At 65.1% G+C, this 19720-nt stretch carries 16 protein-coding genes; all 16 read right to left on the reverse strand.

Annotation, left to right across the window (positions count from 1 at the left end; genetic code table 11):
* Positions 1-124: 124 nt before the first annotated feature.
* Complete coding sequence (locus ADJ95_RS03895) at positions 125-2344, reverse strand: polyribonucleotide nucleotidyltransferase (protein WP_049332779.1); 2220 nt, start codon at positions 2342-2344, stop codon at positions 125-127.
* A 405-nt stretch (positions 2345-2749) separates the two neighbouring features.
* The gene (gene rpsO, locus ADJ95_RS03900) at positions 2750-3019 is read right to left on the reverse strand and encodes a 30S ribosomal protein S15 (protein ID WP_049332781.1); all 270 of its coding nucleotides are present in this window, start codon (positions 3017-3019) and stop codon (positions 2750-2752) included.
* Positions 3020-3286: 267 nt separating this feature from the next.
* The gene (locus ADJ95_RS03905; protein WP_049332782.1) at positions 3287-4687 is read right to left on the reverse strand and encodes an amino acid permease; all 1401 of its coding nucleotides are present in this window, start codon (positions 4685-4687) and stop codon (positions 3287-3289) included.
* Between the two features lie 231 nt (positions 4688-4918).
* Positions 4919-5257: a hypothetical protein gene (locus tag ADJ95_RS03910; RefSeq protein ID WP_012903925.1), complete on the reverse strand. Its 339-nt coding sequence runs from the start codon at positions 5255-5257 to the stop codon at positions 4919-4921.
* A gap of 226 nt (positions 5258-5483) precedes the next feature.
* Positions 5484-6383, reverse strand: coding sequence for a 5'-methylthioadenosine/S-adenosylhomocysteine nucleosidase (gene mtnN, locus ADJ95_RS03915; RefSeq protein WP_049332785.1), 900 nt, complete (start codon positions 6381-6383; stop codon positions 5484-5486).
* Positions 6383-6841, reverse strand: coding sequence for an S-ribosylhomocysteine lyase (locus tag ADJ95_RS03920; protein WP_049332787.1), 459 nt, complete (start codon positions 6839-6841; stop codon positions 6383-6385). Before ADJ95_RS03920 ends, mtnN begins: the two co-directional genes overlap by 1 nt.
* A 201-nt stretch (positions 6842-7042) precedes the next feature.
* Complete coding sequence (locus tag ADJ95_RS03925; protein ID WP_049332789.1) at positions 7043-8083, reverse strand: bifunctional riboflavin kinase/FAD synthetase; 1041 nt, start codon at positions 8081-8083, stop codon at positions 7043-7045.
* Between the two features lie 164 nt (positions 8084-8247).
* Positions 8248-9024 carry a DUF4345 domain-containing protein gene (locus ADJ95_RS03930; RefSeq protein ID WP_049332792.1) on the reverse strand — a complete coding sequence of 259 codons (777 nt, stop codon included), beginning with the start codon at positions 9022-9024 and terminating at the stop codon, positions 8248-8250.
* Between the two features lie 163 nt (positions 9025-9187).
* Positions 9188-10279 carry a tRNA pseudouridine(55) synthase TruB gene (gene truB, locus ADJ95_RS03935; protein WP_049332793.1) on the reverse strand — a complete coding sequence of 364 codons (1092 nt, stop codon included), beginning with the start codon at positions 10277-10279 and terminating at the stop codon, positions 9188-9190.
* The gene (gene rbfA / locus ADJ95_RS03940) at positions 10280-10720 is read right to left on the reverse strand and encodes a 30S ribosome-binding factor RbfA (protein WP_049332795.1); all 441 of its coding nucleotides are present in this window, start codon (positions 10718-10720) and stop codon (positions 10280-10282) included.
* 250 nt (positions 10721-10970) lie between these two features.
* A complete protein-coding gene (gene infB / locus ADJ95_RS03945) occupies positions 10971-13736 on the reverse strand; it encodes a translation initiation factor IF-2 (RefSeq protein WP_049332796.1) in 2766 nt (921 codons plus the stop codon).
* Positions 13737-13936: 200 nt separating this feature from the next.
* Complete coding sequence (locus tag ADJ95_RS03950; protein WP_049332798.1) at positions 13937-14296, reverse strand: YlxR family protein; 360 nt, start codon at positions 14294-14296, stop codon at positions 13937-13939.
* A gap of 236 nt (positions 14297-14532) precedes the next feature.
* A complete protein-coding gene (gene nusA, locus ADJ95_RS03955) occupies positions 14533-15639 on the reverse strand; it encodes a transcription termination factor NusA (RefSeq protein WP_049332800.1) in 1107 nt (368 codons plus the stop codon).
* Positions 15640-15748: 109 nt separating this feature from the next.
* Positions 15749-16420 carry a ribosome maturation factor RimP gene (rimP, locus tag ADJ95_RS03960; RefSeq protein WP_049332802.1) on the reverse strand — a complete coding sequence of 224 codons (672 nt, stop codon included), beginning with the start codon at positions 16418-16420 and terminating at the stop codon, positions 15749-15751.
* A 2-nt stretch (positions 16421-16422) separates the two neighbouring features.
* Positions 16423-18255 (reverse strand): proline--tRNA ligase, encoded by a 1833-nt coding sequence (locus ADJ95_RS03965; RefSeq protein WP_049332804.1) that lies wholly within the window; start codon positions 18253-18255, stop codon positions 16423-16425.
* A gap of 147 nt (positions 18256-18402) precedes the next feature.
* Positions 18403-19470 (reverse strand): GNAT family N-acetyltransferase, encoded by a 1068-nt coding sequence (locus ADJ95_RS03970; protein ID WP_239662772.1) that lies wholly within the window; start codon positions 19468-19470, stop codon positions 18403-18405.
* Between the last annotated feature and the right edge of the window lie 250 nt (positions 19471-19720).

Below are 19720 nucleotides of genomic sequence, written 5' to 3' on the forward strand. Positions count from 1 at the left end.
AGTGCAAGAGAAATATATTAATCTTATCCCTCTTACTCGCGACAAGGGGCGCCCGGTGCACCCGGCGGGGAGTGAACCGCACCGGGTGCGCCGAACGCCCCTCATCACTTAGCGGGGGTTACGACTACTCGTCGTCGCCACCCTCAACGACCGGTGCGAGCGAGAGCTTGCCGCGGTCATCAATCTTGGTGATCTCCACCTGAACCTTCTGGCCCACGGAGACAACGTCCTCGGCGTCAACCACGCGCTTGCCGCCGTTGAGCTTACGCATCTCGGAGATGTGCAGCAGGCCGTCCTTACCGGGGGTCAGCGAGATGAAGGCGCCGAAGTCGGTCACCTTCACCACGGTGCCCAGGTAACGCTCGCCGACCTCGGGAACCTGCGGGTTCGCGATGGCGTTCACGGCGGCGCGGGCAGACTCGGCGGAGGGGCCGTCGGCTGCGCCGATGTACACGGTACCGTCGTCCTCGATGGAGATGTCTGCGCCGGTGTCCTCCTGAATCTGGTTGATCATCTTACCCTTGGGGCCGATGACCTCACCGATCTTGGCAACCGGAATCTTCACGGAGATAATGCGCGGTGCGTACTCGCTCATCTCGTCGGGTGCGTCGATGGCGCTGGTCAGCACATCCAGGATGTGCAGGCGAGCCTCGCGGGCCTGGGTCAGCGCACCGGCCAGCACGGAGGCGGGGATGCCGTCGAGCTTGGTATCCAGCTGAATAGCGGTCACGAACTCGGAGGTACCCGCCACCTTGAAGTCCATGTCGCCCAGTGCGTCCTCGGCGCCCAGGATGTCGGTCAGGGCGGCGTAACGGGTCTCGCCGTTCACTTCGTCGGACACCAGACCCATTGCGATACCCGCAACGGGTGCGCGCAGCGGCACGCCGGCGTTCAGCAGGGACAGGGTCGAGGCGCAGACCGAACCCATGGAGGTCGAGCCGTTGGAGCCCAGAGCCTCAGAAACCTGGCGGATAGCGTAGGGGAATTCTTCGCGCGAGGGCAGCACCGGGGTGATTGCACGCTCAGCCAGGGCGCCGTGACCGATTTCGCGGCGCTTGGGCGAACCCACACGGCCGGTCTCACCGGTGGAGTACGGCGGGAAGTTGTAGTGGTGGATGTAGCGCTTGGACTTGAGCGGGTGCAGGGAGTCCAGCTGCTGCTCCATCTTGAGCATGTTCAGGGTGGTGATACCCATAATCTGGGTCTCGCCACGCTCAAAGAGGGAGGAGCCGTGCACGCGGGGCAGGACCTCAACCTCGGCGGTGAGCTGACGGATATCGGTCAGGCCGCGGCCGTCGATACGCACCTGATCGGTGAGGATGCGCTGGCGCACGATGTGCTTGGTCAGGGCGGCGAATGCCACGTCGACCTCGTCATCGCGCTCTTCGAATTCCTTGCCCTCGCCGGTCAGAGCCTCCTTGAGGTCTTCCTTCAGCTCGGCTGCGGCGGCTTCGCGCTCCTGCTTGCCGGCGATGGAGTACACCTCGACCAGGCGGTCTGCGGCGAATTCCTTCACGGCTGCGTCCACGTCCTCGCCGTGGCCGCCGAAGAAGGGCAGCTCGAGGGCGGACTTGCCAGCGCGGGCTGCCAGGTCGGACTGAGCCTTGCACAGGGCGGCAATGAAGGGCTTAGCGGCCTCCAGACCCTGAGCGACGACCTCTTCGGTGGGGGCGGTCTGGCCGTCCTCCTTGATGAGCTTCCAGGAGTTGTCGGTGGCCTCAGCCTCGACCATCATGATGGCGACGTCTTCGGTACCGTCGGCCTTGGTGACGATGCGACCGGCCACGGCCATGTCGAACACGGCGTTCTCGAGCTGGGAGTACTTGGGGAAGCAGACCCACTGGCCGTCAATCAGGGCCACGCGCACGCCACCGATGGGGCCGCTGAAGGGCGCGCCGGAGAGCGTGGTCGATGCCGAAGCCGCGTTAATCGCGAAGGTGTTGTAGATTTCGTCCGGGTTGTAGGTCAGGACGGTCACGACGACCTGCACCTCGTTGCGGATGCCCTTGGTGAAGGCGGGGCGCAGCGGGCGGTCAATCAGGCGGGCTGCCAGAATGGCCTCGGTGCTGGGGCGGCCTTCGCGGCGGAAGTAGGATGCCGGAATCTTGCCGGCTGCGTACATGCGCTCTTCCACGTCCACGGTCAGCGGGAAGAAGTCGAAGCCCTCGCGGGGAGACTTGCCGACCACGGTTGCGGAGAGCAGGGTGGTCTCGTCATCGATGGTGACGAGCACCGAGCCGTTAGCCTGCTTGGCGAGACGGCCGGTTTCAAAGCGCACGTGGCGCTTACCGTAAATGCCGTTGTCGATTTCGACTTCGGCAAACTGGATTTCGGGACCTTCCACGGTTCCTTCTTTCTCTTGGTCAGCCGGTGCGTAGCGCACGAGTCGGCCTTCGATAGGAAACCACGGCACCGTTCCCCCGCCGTCATCGCGCCGGTTGGCTCCGGCGGTTCCAGGCAGAGTTCCGCACCGTTCGCTATGTGCTGAGGGGTGTTATTCCGTAATTCGCTACCGAGGACCGCGGCGTGTGCGCTCGCGGCTGGTTTTCTGTCATGGTTGGTGGGGTGTGCCCACCGGACGGTCCGGGCCGTCCGACCCGCGACCGGTTGGGGTGAGCGCCCCCGAACGCGGCAGTACGGACGTGCCGACGCCCGCGCCTTACGAAGAAGGCGAGGAACAGCTACAGCACGTCCGCACGAACCGCCGCGGGGCGGTTAATCACCGCGTGAAGCGTCAAACGCTCCCGTTTTATCGGCGCAGGCCCAGGCGCTCGATCAGCGAACGGTAACGCTCGATGTCGACGCTCTTGAGGTAGCCGAGCATGTTGCGGCGACGACCAACGAGGATCATCAGGCCGCGACGGGAGTGGTGATCGTGCTTGTGGAACTTCAGGTGCTCGGTCAGGTCGGAGATACGACGAGACAGAACTGCAATCTGAACCTCGGGCGAACCGGTGTCGCCCTCGTGGGTTGCGTATTCCTTGATGATTTCCTGCTTGATAGCGGGATCCAGTGCCACTTTTAACTCCTAGAGTTAGTACCGCATACGTCCCGTACGGACGGTTGCCGCCGGGTGGTGGGCTTGCGCCCTCAATACACGACGTCTGCTGCGGACTGCAGACGCGTTCTTCCCATTCTACGCTACCGGGACGCGTTCGCGGAAGAGCGCACAAAAGCCCGGCGGCAGGTAGCTCATCACACTACCGGCCGCCGGGCTTTCGAGACAAACGTTCACACGGGCGCTACCCGGCAGCCGCTACCGCCGGGTGCCCGGTGGCTTGAGTGCCTACGCCGCGGCGCGAGCGCGCACCACCACGAGGCGGTAATAGCCCAGCAGGAACAGGCACCAGAGTGCACCCATCACCAGCGCCAGCTGGGTGTCGGCGAAGAAGCCGAAGAGCACCACGATAAAGATCATGAACGCCAACGCCAGGTAGCTCAGCCACAGGGGCTGGCGTACCGGCTGCGCCTCGGCGTCCGCGCCGCCCCGCTTGAACGCGATGTGCGCCAGCAGAATCATGACCCACACGAACACGGTCGCGAAGGTAGCCAGGGAGGCAACCACCTCAAAGGCGTTCTCGAAGAGAACGTTCACAATTACGCCGACCGCCATAACCAGCACCATGAGCAGGGTGGTCATCCAGGGAGCGCCGTTCTTGGTGACCTTCGCGAAGGATGCGGGGGCCAGCTTCTGCTTGGCCAGACCGTACATCATGCGGCCGGCACCGTACACATCGGCGTTCAGGGCCGAGATGGCGGCGGTAATGATGACCACGTTCAGAATCGAAGCGGCCGCGGGGATGCCCAGGCCCTCAAAGATCTGCACGAACGGCGAGTTCTCCTTCGAGACCGAGTACCAGGGGTACAGGGACATGATGACCGAGAGAGTCAGCACATAGAAGATGAGGATGCGGAACGGCACCGTGCGAATCGCCTTGGGAATCGAGGTGCGCGGATCCTTCGCCTCACCTGCAGCGATGCCGATGTTCTCGATACCACCGAAGGCAAACATCACCACGGTGAAGCAGGCGAGGAAGCCGGTAAAGCCGTTCGCGAAGAAGCCGCCGTCCAGGGCCCAGAGGTTCGTGACCGAAGGGCCGACTTCCTCGTGCGCCTGCACGCCCACGAAGAGCAGGGCGATGCCGCCGACGATCATGGCGATAATGGCGCTGACCTTCACGAGCGTAAACCAGAATTCTGCCTCGCCGAAGGCCTTGACCTTCGCCAGGTTAATGGCGAGCAGGATCAGCAGCACCGAGACAATCCAAATCCACGAGGGACTGTTCGGGAACCAGAACTTCATGTACACGGCGAAGGCGGTCACGTCCGCGACGGCCACCAGCGCCATCTCTAGGGCGTAGGTCCAGCCGGTCACGAAACCGGCCCAGCGGCCCAGGTAGAGGGTCGCGTACTCGGAGAACGCGCCGGCGACCGGGTGTGCCAGGGCGAGCTCGCCCATCGCGCGCATCACCATGAACACCGCCGCGCCGCCGATGACGTAGGCCAGCAGTACGGAGGGGCCGGCCAGCTGAATCGCGGAGGCGGAACCGTAGAACAGGCCCGTGCCGATGGCCGAGCCGAGGGCGATGAACATAATGTGGCGCAGGGAGAGGCCTCGCGAGAGCTGTCCGCTCTCGGGGCTGCTCAGCGTTACCGATGCGTCCGGGGTCGGGTTGGTTTGTGCCATTTTCCTTTACCTCGTGGGGTTTGCCCGCTTGTGGCGGGTATGTCTTGCGTGTTACGTGCGGCGCCGGATCGACGTTGCGGTATTCACTCCCCATCGAGCGATGGGGCGTTGCGCAGAAGGTGTTGCCTTCACGCCTCGCCCCGTGCGTCACCGCCGCGGCCAAGAAGCCGGGCGGAACGCAAAAGACGGCGGGAAGGCAACGTTGCCTTTCCGCCGTCTTTTCGTCAAAGACTACTTCTGTCGCTTACGTCCAATGACGATAGAGCACAGAGCGGTTGCAGCAGTCACGGTGTAGACTGCAGGCCACGCGCCAAGCTTCTTGGCGAGCGGATGAGCGGCGCCGAACGCGCCGAGGTAGAGAGCGGTGAGGAAGGTGGCACGGCCTGCGCCAGCCTTACGCTTCCAATTCTTGTAAGCCACGGCACCGCACAGTGCCAGGACAGCGCCACCGAGCGGGCGGATGCCGGTGCTCGATGCAACCTTGTAGCCACCGAGCAGACCGGTGACGGAGGCGAGAGTCGGGCAGAACTTCACGACGTACTCCTCTGTGAGATCGGATAGTTTCCTCATTTATAGTACTCCACGACACACAGAATGTATATTCACCGCGGTTAATATTTCTGCATTTCTTACGGACCGGATACGTCAAAGTGCCTGATCGCAAAAAGACTGGGGCACAAAAACCAGTACAAAAGGACCGGTACAAAAAATACCGGCACAAAAGAACCGGGGCGCAAACCCGTCAGGTTCACGCCCCGGCACTTGCCGCATGCTCTGGATTGTTAGTTCTAGAGCTTTAGAGAGCCAGCTCCAGGTCCTCCAGCTCGGCCTCGGTCCACAGCTCGGCGGCCAGCTGCAGGGCGTAACGCGCCGAGCGGGGGGCCACAACATCCACGGAGAGGTGGAAGTCCTGATCGGCCTCCGGGCCGCACAGATCAGACACGCAACGCACCCCGATAAACGGGATCTCGTAGTTGTGGCAGACCTGCGCAATGGCGGTGGTCTCCATGTCGGTGCTGATGGCGCCCTCGAAGGCCTCACGGGTGTCCTTGACGTTGTGGGCGGTCACGAAGGAGTTACCCGCAAGCATCTGGCCGCGGCGCACCTCCCACGAGCCCTCGGCCTTCTCGGCGGTGCGCGCAAGCTCCAGAGCGGCCAGGGCGTGCTCCAAGGCGTCCTGCCACTCATCCGCCTGGCCGTCGTAGCTTTCGGGCATGCCCGGAACCTGGCCGCGCGCGTAACCAAACGCAGTGGCGTCCGCGTCAGTGTAGGTGTAGTTCTCGCCAATCAGCACGTCGCCAACGTTAATGCCGCGAGCCAAACCGCCGGCGGTACCTGCGCTGATGACGCCCAAGCAGTTCGAGGCGTAGCTAATCGCCTCGGTCACGGCGCTCGCCGCGTTCACCAAACCAATCTTGGAACGAACCAGCAGCAGCGGAACCTGGTCCTCGCCCACCTGCAGGTAGCGCGGGTGGAATACTGCGGCGCCCTCGGTGAAGGAGGGCTGCAGCTCCTCGGTCACCTTCAGGAACGGTGCGAGTTCCTCGTCCATGGCAACCTGAATGATGATGGCGTTGGACATGCCGTCCATCAGCTCAAACATGCTGTTGAACGCCTCAGCCGGGTCAAAAGCGTTCGGATCAAAATCCACCGGGTTGAAGGCGGCGGTGAAGGCCTCGGGAATCTGCTCGCTCATTACGCCATCACCTGCGCCCACTCATCGCGTGCCGCGAGGAACTCGCGGGCCGCAGCCTGCGCACCCTCGAGGGTGTGGTTGGCGCCCCAACCGCACTGCACCTCGTTCGCCGCCGGAACCTCGGTTGCGTTGAGGATATCGTTGAGGGTTGCTTCCAGGATCGGGAAGAACTCCTCGGGCTCCAGGCCCAGGGTCAGCGCGTAGAAGCCGGTCTGGCAACCCATCGGGGAGAAATCGATCAGGCGGTCGGTGTGGTTGCGCATGTGCTCGGCGCTCAGATGCTCGATGGAGTGCACGGTCGGCATCTCCAGGTGCGCGGTGTTCGGCTGGGTGAAGCGGATATCGTACTTGATGAGGGTGTCGCCACCGGGCAGCACCTTACGGTCGGCGATGCGCACGTAGGGGGCCTTAACGGCACGGTGGTCAAGGTTGAAGGATTCGACGTTCATTTTTTCCATGACTCTATCTTCTCTTAACTTTGCCGTTTCGCGTCCCCGGGCTCGCGAGGGGCTGAGAACGCTCGAGCACCGGGGCCATGCGGACACTAGGGCTCAGCGGGCGCCGGGCCCTGCGGGTACGACAAACCCCGGCGGCAGGTTTCGTACCTGCCGCCGGGGTTCAAGCGTTCTATGCGTGAGGTGCCGGATGCAACCCGCAGCCTACGCCTCGAGACTCTCCGCCTCGGACTTCTTCTCGGAATCCTTTTCGCCCCGCACGGAACGCTCCGGCGGGCAGTAGGTCTTCGCATCCTCGGCCAGCACCTCGCGGGTCTTGGCCACGTCATCGTTAATCTGCTCGATCAGCGCCTCCACACCGGTGTAGGCCACCATGGGGCGAAGTCGCTTCACGAACTCGATGAGCACGTGCTGACCGTACAGGTTGAAGTCTTCCACGCGTTCCTCGGGGCGGTCAATCACGTGCGCCTCCACCTGGCGGTGCTCGATGCCGTCAAAGGTCGGGTTCGTACCCACCGAAATGGCGGAGGGGTGGCGGGTACCCGCCTCATCCACGAGCCAGCCGGCGTACACGCCGTCCGCGGGCAGCAGGCCTCGCGCCTCAAAGTCCAGGTTCGCGGTCGGGAAGCCCAGCTCGCGGCCACGCGCCAGACCGTGCACGACCTCGCCGGCCATCATGTGGTGGCGGCCCAGCAGCTCGGTCGCGGCCGGCATGTCACCCTCCAGCAGCAGCTGGCGGATGCGCGTCGAGGAGCAGCGGGTGTTCTCATCCACCATGAGGTCCTCCACGACCACGACCTCGAAGCCGTACTTCTCCCCCAGCTCACGCATCGTGTTCAGGTCGCCCGAGTTGTTGCGGCCAAAGCGCACGTCGTCGCCAATCACCACGTAGCGGGCATTGAGGCCGTCCACGAAGGTGGTCTTCACGAACTCCTCGGGGGTCTGCTGCGCAAACTCCAGGCTGTAGTGCAGCAGCAGGTAGTCCTCCAGGCCCAGCAGGCACATGTAGTGGCGGCGAGTGCCCTGGCCCATGATGTCGTGGTGGGCCACCTCGGGGCGGTGCACCTGAATGGGATGCGGGTCGAACGAGACCGCGATGGAGCGCAGACCGTGCTCCTCAGCGAGGGACACCACGCGTGAAATCACGCGGGCGTGCCCACGGTGCACGCCGTCAAAGTTGCCGATGGTCACGACCGAGGGGCCATAGCCGGCGGGGACGTCGCTCAAAGCGGTGTAGAGGGTCACGGGCTCTCCTGAAAAGTTAAATGTACCTCTCCATCCTAGACCACGGGCGGCAGGATAAAGAATTAGCGGGCACTCATCGCTAGAGAATGGAACGGGGGCTCGGCAAGCGCCCCGAAAAAGCCCGGGACGAGCCCCTCTCGGGGCCCTCCCGGGCGCATACGAGCCTACTTGCGGCCCTTGGCAGCCGCGGCGGGCTGGGTTCGGGATGCGTTAAGCATCTCCTGGCGGATTGCGTTGGACTTGTTGATCCAGCCGTACCACACCAGCAGGCAGGGCGGGATGACCAGCTCGGTCACCATCAGCACGATAAGAATCCAGTTCGGGGTGCCGAAGTTCACCCAGGACAGGATGCGGCCCACACCGCCCAGGAACACCACCAGGCACGAGAAGGCCAGCATGTTCACCCACTTGAACTTCAGGGCGATGAACACGAAGGAGAGGCCCACGCCCACGTAGGTCGAGGCGAAGAAGACGTAGTTCGACTGCACCGAGGAGTTAGCGAAATCGGTCGGGGCGTCGGGCACGGCCGACACACCGCCGAAGACCTGCCACAGGCCGTAGGCAATCATGAACAGGCCGTACAGGGCCACGGCCGCGCGGAAGGCCGCACGGTTCTGAGGCTTAGCCGCCTCCTCAATACTCTTGGGACGGGCGAAAGCCTCGCGGGTCGCCTTCTTCTCGGCCTTCTTGTCTGCCTTCTTCTCGGCCTTGGAGGCGGTGGGCTTCGCGGAGGCCGAAGGGCTCACGCGCACGCCCTCGGGATCCTTCGCCGCCGAAATATTGGTCTCCTGCTCGGCGGCACCGGCGGTGCCCTTCACCCGGGGAACCGGGGCGGTGTGCGGTTCGGCCTGCGAGGTCTTCTGCGCGGCCTCGCGCTCTGCGGCCTTTTCTGCGGCGGCCTTCGAGACGTTACGCTCGGAGGGCGTCAGGTTCTCGCTCATGTTCTCTCCTTGAGTTGGGTGCCCCACGTGGGGCGTCTGCGAGTGTTTGGCTGTGTGTAGGGGCCGGGCCCCGAGTGTGAGGGGTTCCCCGAGTGAGCGGGGAGGCATCGAAAGGCGAGCTATCCGAGAGGCGCTCTAGGATAAGCGCCCTAGGATAAGTTTCCTAGTCGAAGGAGCGGTTCGCCTCAAAAACCAGCACCGGGGCGGCCTGCACCTTCCCGCGCTGCTTCTTGTTCTCCAGCAGGGCCACCAGGGTGCCGTCAGGGGCAAAGCCCGCCACGATACCCTCGACGCTGGCGTGCTGAATCGCGCCCTGCTCGTCGGGGCTCGCGTGGGCGGAGCGCTTGACCACGGTGCCATCGCCGCTGGAGGCGATGCGCCGCCCGTAGGAGATATCGCTCGCCTCGGCTGTACTAAGCTCGCGGGCCCCGAAAATACGGCGGGCGGCCTCTTCCAGGGGTAGCAGGGGCAGGTCCTCGAGGGGCCCCTCGGAGGCCTCGCGGCGCGCCGTCAGCTCGGCCAGGTCGGCCGCATCCTGCAGGTGCACCGCGCCCACGCGGGTTCGGCGCAGCGCCGTCAGGTGACCGCCAGTGCCCAGGGCCTTACCCAAATCACGGGCCAGGGCACGAATATAGGTGCCAGAGGAGCACGAAACCGTGACCTCGCAGTCCACGACGGGAACCGAGGTCGCCATGTGCTCTCCCTCGAGGTCCTCGACGACGTACTCGGCGAAACCGGCAGTTACGGAATGTACCGTGAACTCGCTGATGGTCACCGGGCGGGCGGGAAGCTCAACCTCCTCGCCGCCGCGCACACGCGCGTAGGAACGCACCCCGTTGATCTTGATAGCGGACACCGCGGAGGGAACCTGCATAATGTCACCGCGCAGGCCGGCCACCGCCTCCAGGATGCGCGCACGCATCTGCTCGGGGCCCATGGCGGTCAGGGCCTCCACGGCCTCGGGGTGGGCGGCGGTGTGCTCGCCCTCGGCGTCCTCGGTCAGCGTCTCGATGCCCAGGCGAATCGTGGCGTCGTAGGTCTTGTCCTGGCCCACCAGGTAGGTCAGCAGCTTCGTCGCCTTATTCACCCCCAGAATCAGCACACCGGTCGCGGCCGGATCCAGGGTACCGGCGTGGCCGACCCGTCGGGTTCCGGCGATGCGGCGCATCCGCGAAACCACGTCGTGGCTGCTCATCCCGGCGGGCTTATCGATAACCATCAGGCCCGAGGGGCCCTGGGGCTGCTTCTTGGCCACTTAGGCGTCCTCGTCCGCTTCGTCCTCGTCCTTCTTGTAGGGGTCGGCGTCGCCGGCGTACTGCGCGCCCTCGGCGGCGGCGGCCAGCTTGGCGTCGCGCTCGCGGGTCTCGCGCAGCAGGGACTCAATGTGGAAGGCGTTCTCGGGCACCTCGTCGGCCACAAAGGTCAGGGTCGGGGTCAGGCGCGCGGTGATGTTCTTACCCACCTCCGAACGCAGAATACCCTTAGCCGATTCGAGGGCCTTCTTGGTGTTGGCGGCGTCCTCTTCGGAGCCGAGCACCGTGTAGTAAATGGTTGCGTGCTGCAGGTCGTTGGTCACGCGGGCATCGGTGACGGTCACGAAACCGAGGCGGGGGTCCTTCACTCGGCGCTCGAGGGCCTTCGCCACGATGACCTTGATGCGGTCTGCAAGTCGTGCCGCGCGGGCTGCGTCAGCCATGTGTTTCTCCTTGTCTGCGGTTGATGGGGCCGCCCGGGCCCCGGTTGGTTCCGGTGGATTTCGAAGCGGGGTGGGCGGTCGCCTCGAGATGTCGGTATCTCGAGGAGGGAATTCTAGATACAAAAATTCTATGGGTTGGGGGCAGGATGCGGAAAGCGCCCGCCTCCGCTCCCCCGCTCGCGGGCCTCCGGTCACGGAACCGGGTACCTGCGGGCGGGGTGCGGGTCACGGGCGCATCAGCATGGGAGCCTTAGACGCGCGGCTTCTCGCGCATCTCCCAGGTCTCGATAATGTCGCCTTCCTTGATGTCGTTGAAGGAGCCGAGGCCAATACCGCACTCGAAACCTTCGCGCACCTCGGTGGCGTCGTCCTTGAAGCGACGCAGCGACTCGATGGTGAGGTTGTCCGCCACCACGGAGCCGTCGCGCACCAGGCGTGCCTTGGCGTTGCGCTTGATGATGCCGTTCTTGACGATCGAACCTGCGATGTTGCCCCACTTGGAGGAGCGGAAGACCTCGCGGATCTCTGCCGAGCCGAGCTCGACCTCCTCGTATTCGGGCTTGAGCATACCCTTGACGGCCTGCTCGATGTCTTCGATCGCACGGTAGATGACCGAGTAGAACTTCATCTCGACACCCTCGCGGTCGGCCAGCTCGGCCACGCGCTCTGCCGGGCGGACGTTGAAGCCGATGATTACCGCGTTGTCCACGGTCGCCAGGTTCACGTCGTTCTGGGTAATAGCACCCACACCGCGGTGGATGACGCGCAGCTGAACCTCGTCGCCACCGGCGTCGATCTTCATCAGGGACTCTTCCAGTGCTTCCACGGCACCGGAGACGTCACCCTTGATGATCAGGTTCAGGGTATCCATCTTGCCCTCGGCCACGGCGGCGTCGAAGGACTCCAGGGTGACGCGCTTGCGACGCTTAGCCAGCTGGGCGTTACGGTCGGCTGCCTCACGCTTCTCAGCGATCTGGCGGGCGGTGCGCTCTTCCTCGGTGGAGAGGAAGGTGTCACCTGCGCGCGGCACGGTGGACAGACCCAGCACCTGCACGGGGCGGGAGGGGCCGGCTTCCTTCACGGCCTGGCCGTTCTCGTCGAACATTGCACGGACGCGGCCGTGAGCCACACCGGCAACAATGGCGTCGCCAACGCGCAGGGTACCGGACTGAACCAGGACGGTGGAAACCGCACCGCGGCCCTTGTCCAGGTTGGCCTCGATGGCCACGCCGCGGGCTTCCTTGTTCGGGTTAGCGGTCAGCTCGAGCACGTCGGCGGTCAGGGTGACCGCCTCCAGCAGCTCGTCGATGTTGGTGCCGTTACGTGCGGAGACGTCCACGAACATGGTGTCGCCACCGTACTCTTCGGGGATCAGACCGTACTCGGTCAGCTGGCCACGGATCTTGTCCGGGGAGGCGCCTTCCTTATCGATCTTGTTCACAGCAACCACGATCGGCACGTTAGCTGCCTGCGCGTGGTTCAGTGCCTCAACGGTCTGGGGCATCACGCCGTCATCCGCTGCGACCACGAGGATGGCCACGTCGGTGACCTTCGCACCGCGGGCACGCATAGCGGTGAACGCCTCGTGACCGGGGGTATCGATGAAGGTGATGGCGCGGTCTTCGCCCTCGACGGTGGTGTGGACCTGGTACGCACCGATGTGCTGGGTAATGCCGCCGGCCTCACCCTCGATAACGTTGGTGTGGCGAATGGCGTCCAGCAGGCGGGTCTTACCGTGGTCGACGTGACCCATGACGGTCACGACCGGGGGACGAACCTCCAGAACATCCTCACCCTCAGCTTCAAGCTCTGCCTCGAGGTTGATGTCGAAGGACTCGAGCAGCTCGCGCTCCTCGTCCTCGGGGGACACAATCTTGATGACGTAGCCCAACTCGGCGCCCAGCAGCTCGAAGGTGTCCTCGTCGAGGGACTGAGTCTGGGTAGCCATCTCGCCCAGGTGGAAGAGCACCGTAATCAGCGAGGCCGGGTTTGCGCCAATCTTCTCGGCGAAGTCCATGATGGAGGCGCCGCGGCGCAGACGAATCTCGGTCGAGCCGTCGCCGCGAGGAACAACCACGCCACCGGGTGCCGGTGCGTTCAGCTGTTCCTGCTCGTGGCGGCGAGCTGCCTTCGACTTGCGGCCCTTACGCTTGGAGCCGCCGCGACCGAATGCGCCCTGGGCGTTGCCGCGGCCGCCGGGGCCGGGACGACCCGGACCGCGGTTGAAGCCGCCGTTACCGCGACGTGCGCCGCCGCCGTTACCGCCACCGTTGTTAGAGCCGGATGCGCCGCCACCAACGTTGGATACCTTCGGCATCATCGAGGGGTTCGGGCGTGCACCACCGGAGGAACGCTGTGCACCGGGACGTGCGCCACCGGCGGGACGGGGACCGCCGTTACCACCGGGACGTGCGCCGCCCGCGGGACGGGGGCCACCGTTACCACCGGGACGACCGTTACGTGCCGGGCGGGGACCGCCTGAACGCTGCGAGTCGCCACCATTGCGCTTCATGCCCTGCTGGGGTGCGAAGGGGTTGTTGCCGGGGCGCGGGCCGGGCTTGGGGCCGGGCTTCGGAGCGGCAGGCTTGGGTGCTGCCGGCTTCGGAGCGGCCTCGGGGCGGGCCATACCCTGCTGCGGGGCAAAGGGGTTGTTGCCGGGGCGGGGGCCACCGGGCTTGGGTGCTGCAGACTTTGCGGCCGGCTTCGGAGCGGCCGGCTTGGCGCCGGGCTTCGCTGCGGGCTTGGGGGCCGACTGTGCGGCTGCAGGCTTGGGTGCTGCCGGCTTTGCGGCGGCGGGCTTCGCGGCCGGCTTGGGAGCCGGCTTCGCTGCCTTGGCCTCTGCCGCGGGAGCGGACTGCTTGGCGGGGTACGCCGCGCGCAGCTTCTTCAGCACCATGGGGTTCAGGGTGGAGGAGGAGCTCTTAACGAACTCGCCCATCTCCTTGAGCTTGGCGATAACTTCCTTGGAAGGTACGCCTACCTCTTTAGCAAACTCGTGTACTCGAGGCTGAGCCAAATTTTCTCCTATCCCGGTCCGCACCGGGATAGGTGCGGACTCTAATATATACGGGGTGCGCGCCGAGGGGCACGCCAATTCGTGAAGTTACCGGTGGGTGAGCACGGGAAGGTACTCATTTCGCGGCACTCATTAGATATCCATCAGTTTTCTGACTCGCTTTCAGATAAGAAGTCGTCAAACTCGTTGACTAACAGGGGCTATACGGTGCCGGGTGCGGCTTCTGGCGAGGACTCGCGCGCCGTCAGGACGGCTCGAATCTGCTCGCAGCAGGCCTTCAACGCGGCGGCGGGTACCGCCCTCTTGAAGGCGCGGGCCAGGCCGTTCTTCTTCTCAAGAGCGGCCACGCACGCTTCGCTCGGGTGAATCCAAGCGCCTCGCCCGGGCATCGTTCCCGCGGTATCGGGTAGATATCGCGGGGTGCCGGCCTCATCGGAGGCGGGCTGAACGCTCACGATGCGCAGCAGATTTCGCCGTTCATCGCGAGTGCGGCACCCAACGCAGGTGCGAATCGGGGGTTCCGGCTGAGCGGAGGCGTCGCTGGGGACCGGTTGGGTCACGGCTCTGCCCTCCTTATGTTCTGTCGGAGCCCGATACGGTGTGCGTTTAATGCCTGGGCCGGAGCGAATCCAGGGCGCGCGAGAGCGTCCGGTGTGTTCCGGCACATCTTAATAGTGTATCCCGTTTTTGATTTTTGTGGGTAAAAATGTGAGGTAGGCGCAGGGCGCGGGGTCTCCCCCCGGCACCCTGCGCCTACCTCCGCTCCGCGGTTTACGCGGACGGATGCTAGTCTGCCTTACTCGGCGTCGGCGGCCGCCTCAACGGCTGCTGCCTCTGCCTCTTCACCGGCCTGCTCGGCGGCGGCTTCCTCGGCGAGGCTACGTGCCACGCGCGCGGCGACCTCCTCCTCGGCACGCACCTGGGCGTACTTCGATTCGGAGAGAATGTCGATGCGCCAGCCGGTCAGCTTCGCGGCCAGGCGAGCGTTCTGACCCTCGCGGCCGATAGCCAGGGATAGCTGGTCATCCGGCACCACGGCACGGGCGGAGTACTCGCGCGGGTTCGCGATGATTACCTCGGTGACCTTGGCCGGGGACAGCGCCGCCGCAATGAAGGTTGCCGGGTCGGTCGAGTAGTCAACAATGTCGATCTTCTCGTCGTTCAGCTCGGCGGCCACGGCGCGCACGCGGGCGCCCATATCGCCGATGCAGGCGCCCTTAGCGTTGATGGTCGGGTTCTTTGCCGAAACGGCAATCTTCGAGCGGTGGCCGGCCTCGCGGGCGATGGAGTTAATGGTGACCAGGCCCTCGGAAATCTCGGGGACCTCGTGCTCGAACAGGCGCAGCACCAGGTTCGGGTGCGAACGGGAAATCACGATCGAGGGGCCCTTGGGGCCGCGGCGTGCCTCCACCAGGTAGGCGCGCAGGCGGGTGCCGTGCGGGTACTTCTCGCCGGGAACCTGCTCGTTACCGGGCAGAACGGCCTCGACGGTGCCCAGGTCGACCTGGACCATGCGGGGGTTGTTGCCCTGCTGAACCACGCCGGACACCAGGGTGCCCTCGCGGTCCTTAAACTCGCCCAGCACGGAGGCGTCCTCGGCGTCGCGCAGACGCTGGGACAGCACCTGGCGCACGGTGGCGGCGGCGATACGGCCAAAGTTGTTCGGGGTGTCGTCGAACTCGTCAATCTTCTGGTTGTTCTCATCGAGCTCCGGGGCGAGAATCACGAACTCGCCGGTGGTGCGGTCGATGACGGCACGCGAACCCTTGATGGCGCCGGGCTGCTTCAGGTACGCGAGCAGCAGGGCGTTCTCAACCAGGGTGAAGAGCTCCTCCATGACGAGAGAGCGCTGCTTCGCCAATGCGCGCAGTGCGCCCAGGTCAATAGTTTTAATATCCTCCACGCTTTTCAGCCTTTCCCAGTTAGCACGGCGCCGGGACGCTCTCCGCGCCCCGGCTCCCGAACGGTATATACCCGGCACGGAACAGCCCGTGCCTAGAGCTTTAGTGTCTCTATTCTACCGGTTCAACCGGAGAATTGAAGTCAATTTCGACATGCGCAGAACCGATATTTTCCCACGCAACCAAAGCCGGTTCGTGGTACGACTCCTTCTGCCCCTTTTTGGTGTTCTTCTTACGCTCCAGGACCGGGCCCTCGTCCTGCACCTCGAGGAGGCGGGCCAGGTACTCGGTGCCGTCGGGTGCGGTGACCGCAACCAGGCGGGTGCGGGCGCGCTCCCAGTGGCGGCGCTCCTTCAGCGGGCGGGTTGCGCCCGGCGAGGAGACCTCCAGCTCGTAGGGGAAGAACTCGTCGTTCGCATCCGCACGATCGAGAGCACCCGAAATCGCACCGGAAATCTCCGCGAGGGAATCCAGCGACAGCGAATCGGTACGTTCGGCGGTGTAGTCCACCGTAATCTTCACGGTGCGGTTGGCGGCCGGGCCCGAAATCTTCAGGCCCTCCAGCACGAGCGAGAACTCCTCGAGGACGGGGGCAATCGCCTCGGCGACCTCCTCCTCGCGGATTGCGCGGGTGCCCACGCGCACCGGCGCATCCACCACGGGCTCACGCTCGGCGCGGGTGCGCGAGGTGTTCACACCGTTCGCGGCGCGGGATGCGGCGCGGCGAGCGCGCGCATTGGGGGCGCTCTTCTTGGTTCCGGAACGCTTCGGCTTGTACGCCACGGTTATTCTCCCTTGACCTCTGCGATGACCTCGGCCACCGCGTTCTCAGTGGACACCTCGCGAGCCTCGCCGCTACGGCGGTCCTTCAGCTCGAGCACGCCGTCCTTGAAGCCGCGGCCAATCACCAGGATGGTCGGAACGCCCAGCAACTCGGCGTCGCCGAACTTCACGCCGGGGCTGGTCTTGGGGCGGTCGTCCAGCAGAACCTGCACGCCGGCGGCCTCGAGGGAGGCGCTCAGCTCGTCGGCGTAGGAGTGAGAAGCCTCATCCTTGCCGGTGACGACGATGTGCACGTCGGCCGGGGCCAGGTTGCGCGGCCAGATCAGGCCCTTCTCGTCGTGGTTGCCCTCGGCGACGGCACCCAGCGCGCGGGTCACGCCCACGCCGTAGGAGCCCATGGTCACGGTCTGCAGCTTGCCGTTCTGGTCCAGAACCTTCAGGCCCAGGGACTCTGCGTACTTGCGGCCCAGCTGGAAGATGTGACCCATCTCGATACCGCGGGCTGCCACCAGCTCGCCGGAGCCGTCCGGTGCCGGGTCACCCTCGCGCACCTCGCAGGCCTCCAGCACGCCGTCGGCGGTGAAGTCGCGGCCGAAGACCAGGTTCACCACGTGCTTGCCCTCGGCGTTAGCGCCGGTCACCCAGCGGGTACCGCGTACCACGCGCGGGTCCACGAAGAAGGGGATGCCGGTAGCCGAAGCTACGGCGGCCTCGTCCTCGGAGTGCGCGCCAAGCAGGGGCGCATCCAGGCTCAGTCCGGGGCCAACGTAGCCCTTGACCAGCTGCGGGTAGGCCTTCAGGTCCTCCTCGCTGGCAGCCTCAACCTCGACCTCGCCGCCGATGCCCAGCAGCGCGCCGATGTTGACCTCGACGCGGCCCAGGTCCACGGAGCGGTCGCCGGGAACGCCCACGGCGAAGACCTTGCGCTCGCCGGAGGGGGTGATGACGGTGCCGAGGAAGCACTTGAGGGTCTGGGAGGCTTCCAGGGTACCCTCGAGCTTCTCGGAGTGCAGCTCGTTCATGCGCTCGACGAGAGTCTCGATGGTTGCGGAATCGGGGGTATCCACGACGATTGCCGCCGGGGTGGACTCGGTGATCTCGATTTCCTCGGGAACCACGGTGGTCACGGCCTCGACGTTTGCCGCGTAGCCGCCGGCCGAACGCACGAAGGTGTCCTCACCGATGGGGGTCGGGTGCAGGAACTCCTCGCTACGGGAGCCGCCCATCGCACCGGACTGTGCGGTCACGATGACGATCTCCAGGCCCAGGCGCTTGAAGATGCGCTGGTATGCGGCGCGGTGAGCCATGTACGCCTCGTTCAGGCCCTCGTCGTCGATGTTGAAGGAGTAGGAGTCCTTCATGACGAACTCGCGGCCGCGCAGCAGGCCGGCGCGGGGGCGCGCCTCGTCGCGGTACTTGGTCTGAATCTGGTACAGGTAGACCGGCAGGTCCTTGTAGGAGGAGTACAGGTCCTTGACCAGCAGGGTGAACATTTCCTCGTGGGTGGGGGCCAGTAGCATGTCGGCGCCCTTGCGATCCTTGAGGCGGAAGAGGTTATCGCCGTACTCGTCCCAGCGGTTCGTGGCCTCGTAGGGCTCGCGGGGCAGCAGCGCGGGGAAGTGCACCTCCTGCGCGCCGATGGCATCCATCTCTTCGCGAATGATGTTCTCGACCTTGCGCAGTACCTTCAGGCCCAGGGGCAGCCAGGTGTACACGCCGGGAGCGGCTCGGCGAATGTAACCGGCGCGAACCAGCAGCTTGTGGCTGGCGACCTCGGCATCTACGGGATCCTCGCGCAGGGTGCGCACGAAGAGATTGGAAAGGCGAAGTACCACGATTCTCCTTGAAAAGGTCGGTAGGTGAAGTCTGGGTGCCTCTCGCACGGGCGGCACGCCCGCCGGAGGGCACAGTCGTCTTTAATTCTATAGCGTTTTCGTAAAGCCCGGGAACGGCGGCGCGGTGCCCCGCAACCGTCCGAGCGGCTAATTCTCAAAGATGATGGTCGAGAACCGACCAATCGGCACCCAACCGGTGCCGCTGTACAGGGCCACCGCCGCCGCGTTGTAGTCGTTCACGTAGAGACTCAGGTGCCTGTAACGGCGCTGCAGCACCCGCGAGGCCGCCGCGAAGAAGGGTTTTGCCAGGCCCAGGCCGCGGTAGTCCGGGTGCATCCACACGCCCTGCACCTGCGCGGTGTCCAGGCTCGCGATGCCCGCGTCCGCCTTAAAAATCACGCGGCCGGAGGCGTCCGTCACGATTGCGCACCGCTTCGCGCGAATCAGCCCGTGCAGGCGGGCGCGGTAGCCGTCACCGTAGCGGGCAATCGGGTCGAAGCCCACCTCCTCGGTGAACATGGCGGCCGCCGCGACCAGCAGCCGCTCCTCGTCCTCCACGGTGGCCAGGCGCGCGTAGCCGACGCTCTCGACCGGGCGGTCAAGCTCCAGCGGATCCAGCGGGGGCGGCAGGTTCTCCGGCAGGGAAGGCAGAGGCGCCTCGTAGAGGGCCGAGAGGTCCTCCTCCGGGGGCAGGTAGAGTAGCGGTTGCACGGGCCGTTCCGAAAGCACGCGCGTGCGCGGATCGTAGACATCGCTCAGGCTCGGCTGAATCAGGTGTAGCAGCGGAACGCTCGAGGAAGGCCTCTCCGTCTCTTCCGCCATCTGCTGCATCCGCTCCCACAGGGGCATCACGTAATCGCTCTCGCCAAAAATCGAGTCCGTGCGCGCCCCCACCTGCAACAGCAGCTGGGCCAGGGCGTCACGGTGCAGCGCGCCGATGCTCCCCTCCTCGGCGCAATCACCGCCTCCGGGAACCTCCTCGTAGGCGCAGCACAGGCGCACCGGCACCACGTTCGAGCCCAGCAGCACCACGCAGCACAGCGTGTCGCCGCGGGCGCACCCCACGAACCCCTGGTAGTGCTGCAGGGGGATGCACGGAGCCGACTTGGGCAGCGGAACGGCCGCGTAGTGCTCGATGGGGTACAGGTTCGGAATCGGGTCCCCGAAGAGAATCTCCTCCAGGCCGTCGCGCCAGTGGGTGTCCAGGACGAACACCTGGTGTTTCAAGGGGTCGTGCGGCTCGGGAATGGGAGGGGCCTCCTGCGCGTGCCGCGGCCTGCGGCGGAAGGGAGAGCGGGAGAAAAAATGAGTGAACATGAACGGATAACGGGTGAGAGTGAGCGGATACACGCGCCCAAAAGCGCGTACTCCAAGAATACGCTGTCGCCGCCGGGCAAAGCACCTTCGGCGACCTGGTTTCTTTCACGGGACGAAGAAATCAGCCGGGATGAATAAAAACAGCGAA

Source organism: Rothia mucilaginosa, from assembly GCF_001061665.1.
Taxonomy (GTDB): domain Bacteria; phylum Actinomycetota; class Actinomycetes; order Actinomycetales; family Micrococcaceae; genus Rothia; species Rothia mucilaginosa_A.

Bases quoted from the DNA above. Each gene is read 5' to 3' on its own strand.
- ADJ95_RS03905 (WP_049332782.1), bottom strand. From the start codon at position 4,687: ATGGCACAAACCAACCCGACCCCGGACGCATCGGTAACGCTGAGCAGC.
- ADJ95_RS03910 (WP_012903925.1), bottom strand. From the start codon at position 5,257: ATGAGGAAACTATCCGATCTCACAGAGGAGTACGTCGTGAAGTTCTGC.
- mtnN (WP_049332785.1), bottom strand. From the start codon at position 6,383: ATGAGCGAGCAGATTCCCGAGGCCTTCACCGCCGCCTTCAACCCGGTG.
- ADJ95_RS03920 (WP_049332787.1), bottom strand. From the start codon at position 6,841: ATGGAAAAAATGAACGTCGAATCCTTCAACCTTGACCACCGTGCCGTT.
- ADJ95_RS03930 (WP_049332792.1), bottom strand. From the start codon at position 9,024: ATGAGCGAGAACCTGACGCCCTCCGAGCGTAACGTCTCGAAGGCCGCC.
- rbfA (WP_049332795.1), bottom strand. From the start codon at position 10,720: ATGGCTGACGCAGCCCGCGCGGCACGACTTGCAGACCGCATCAAGGTC.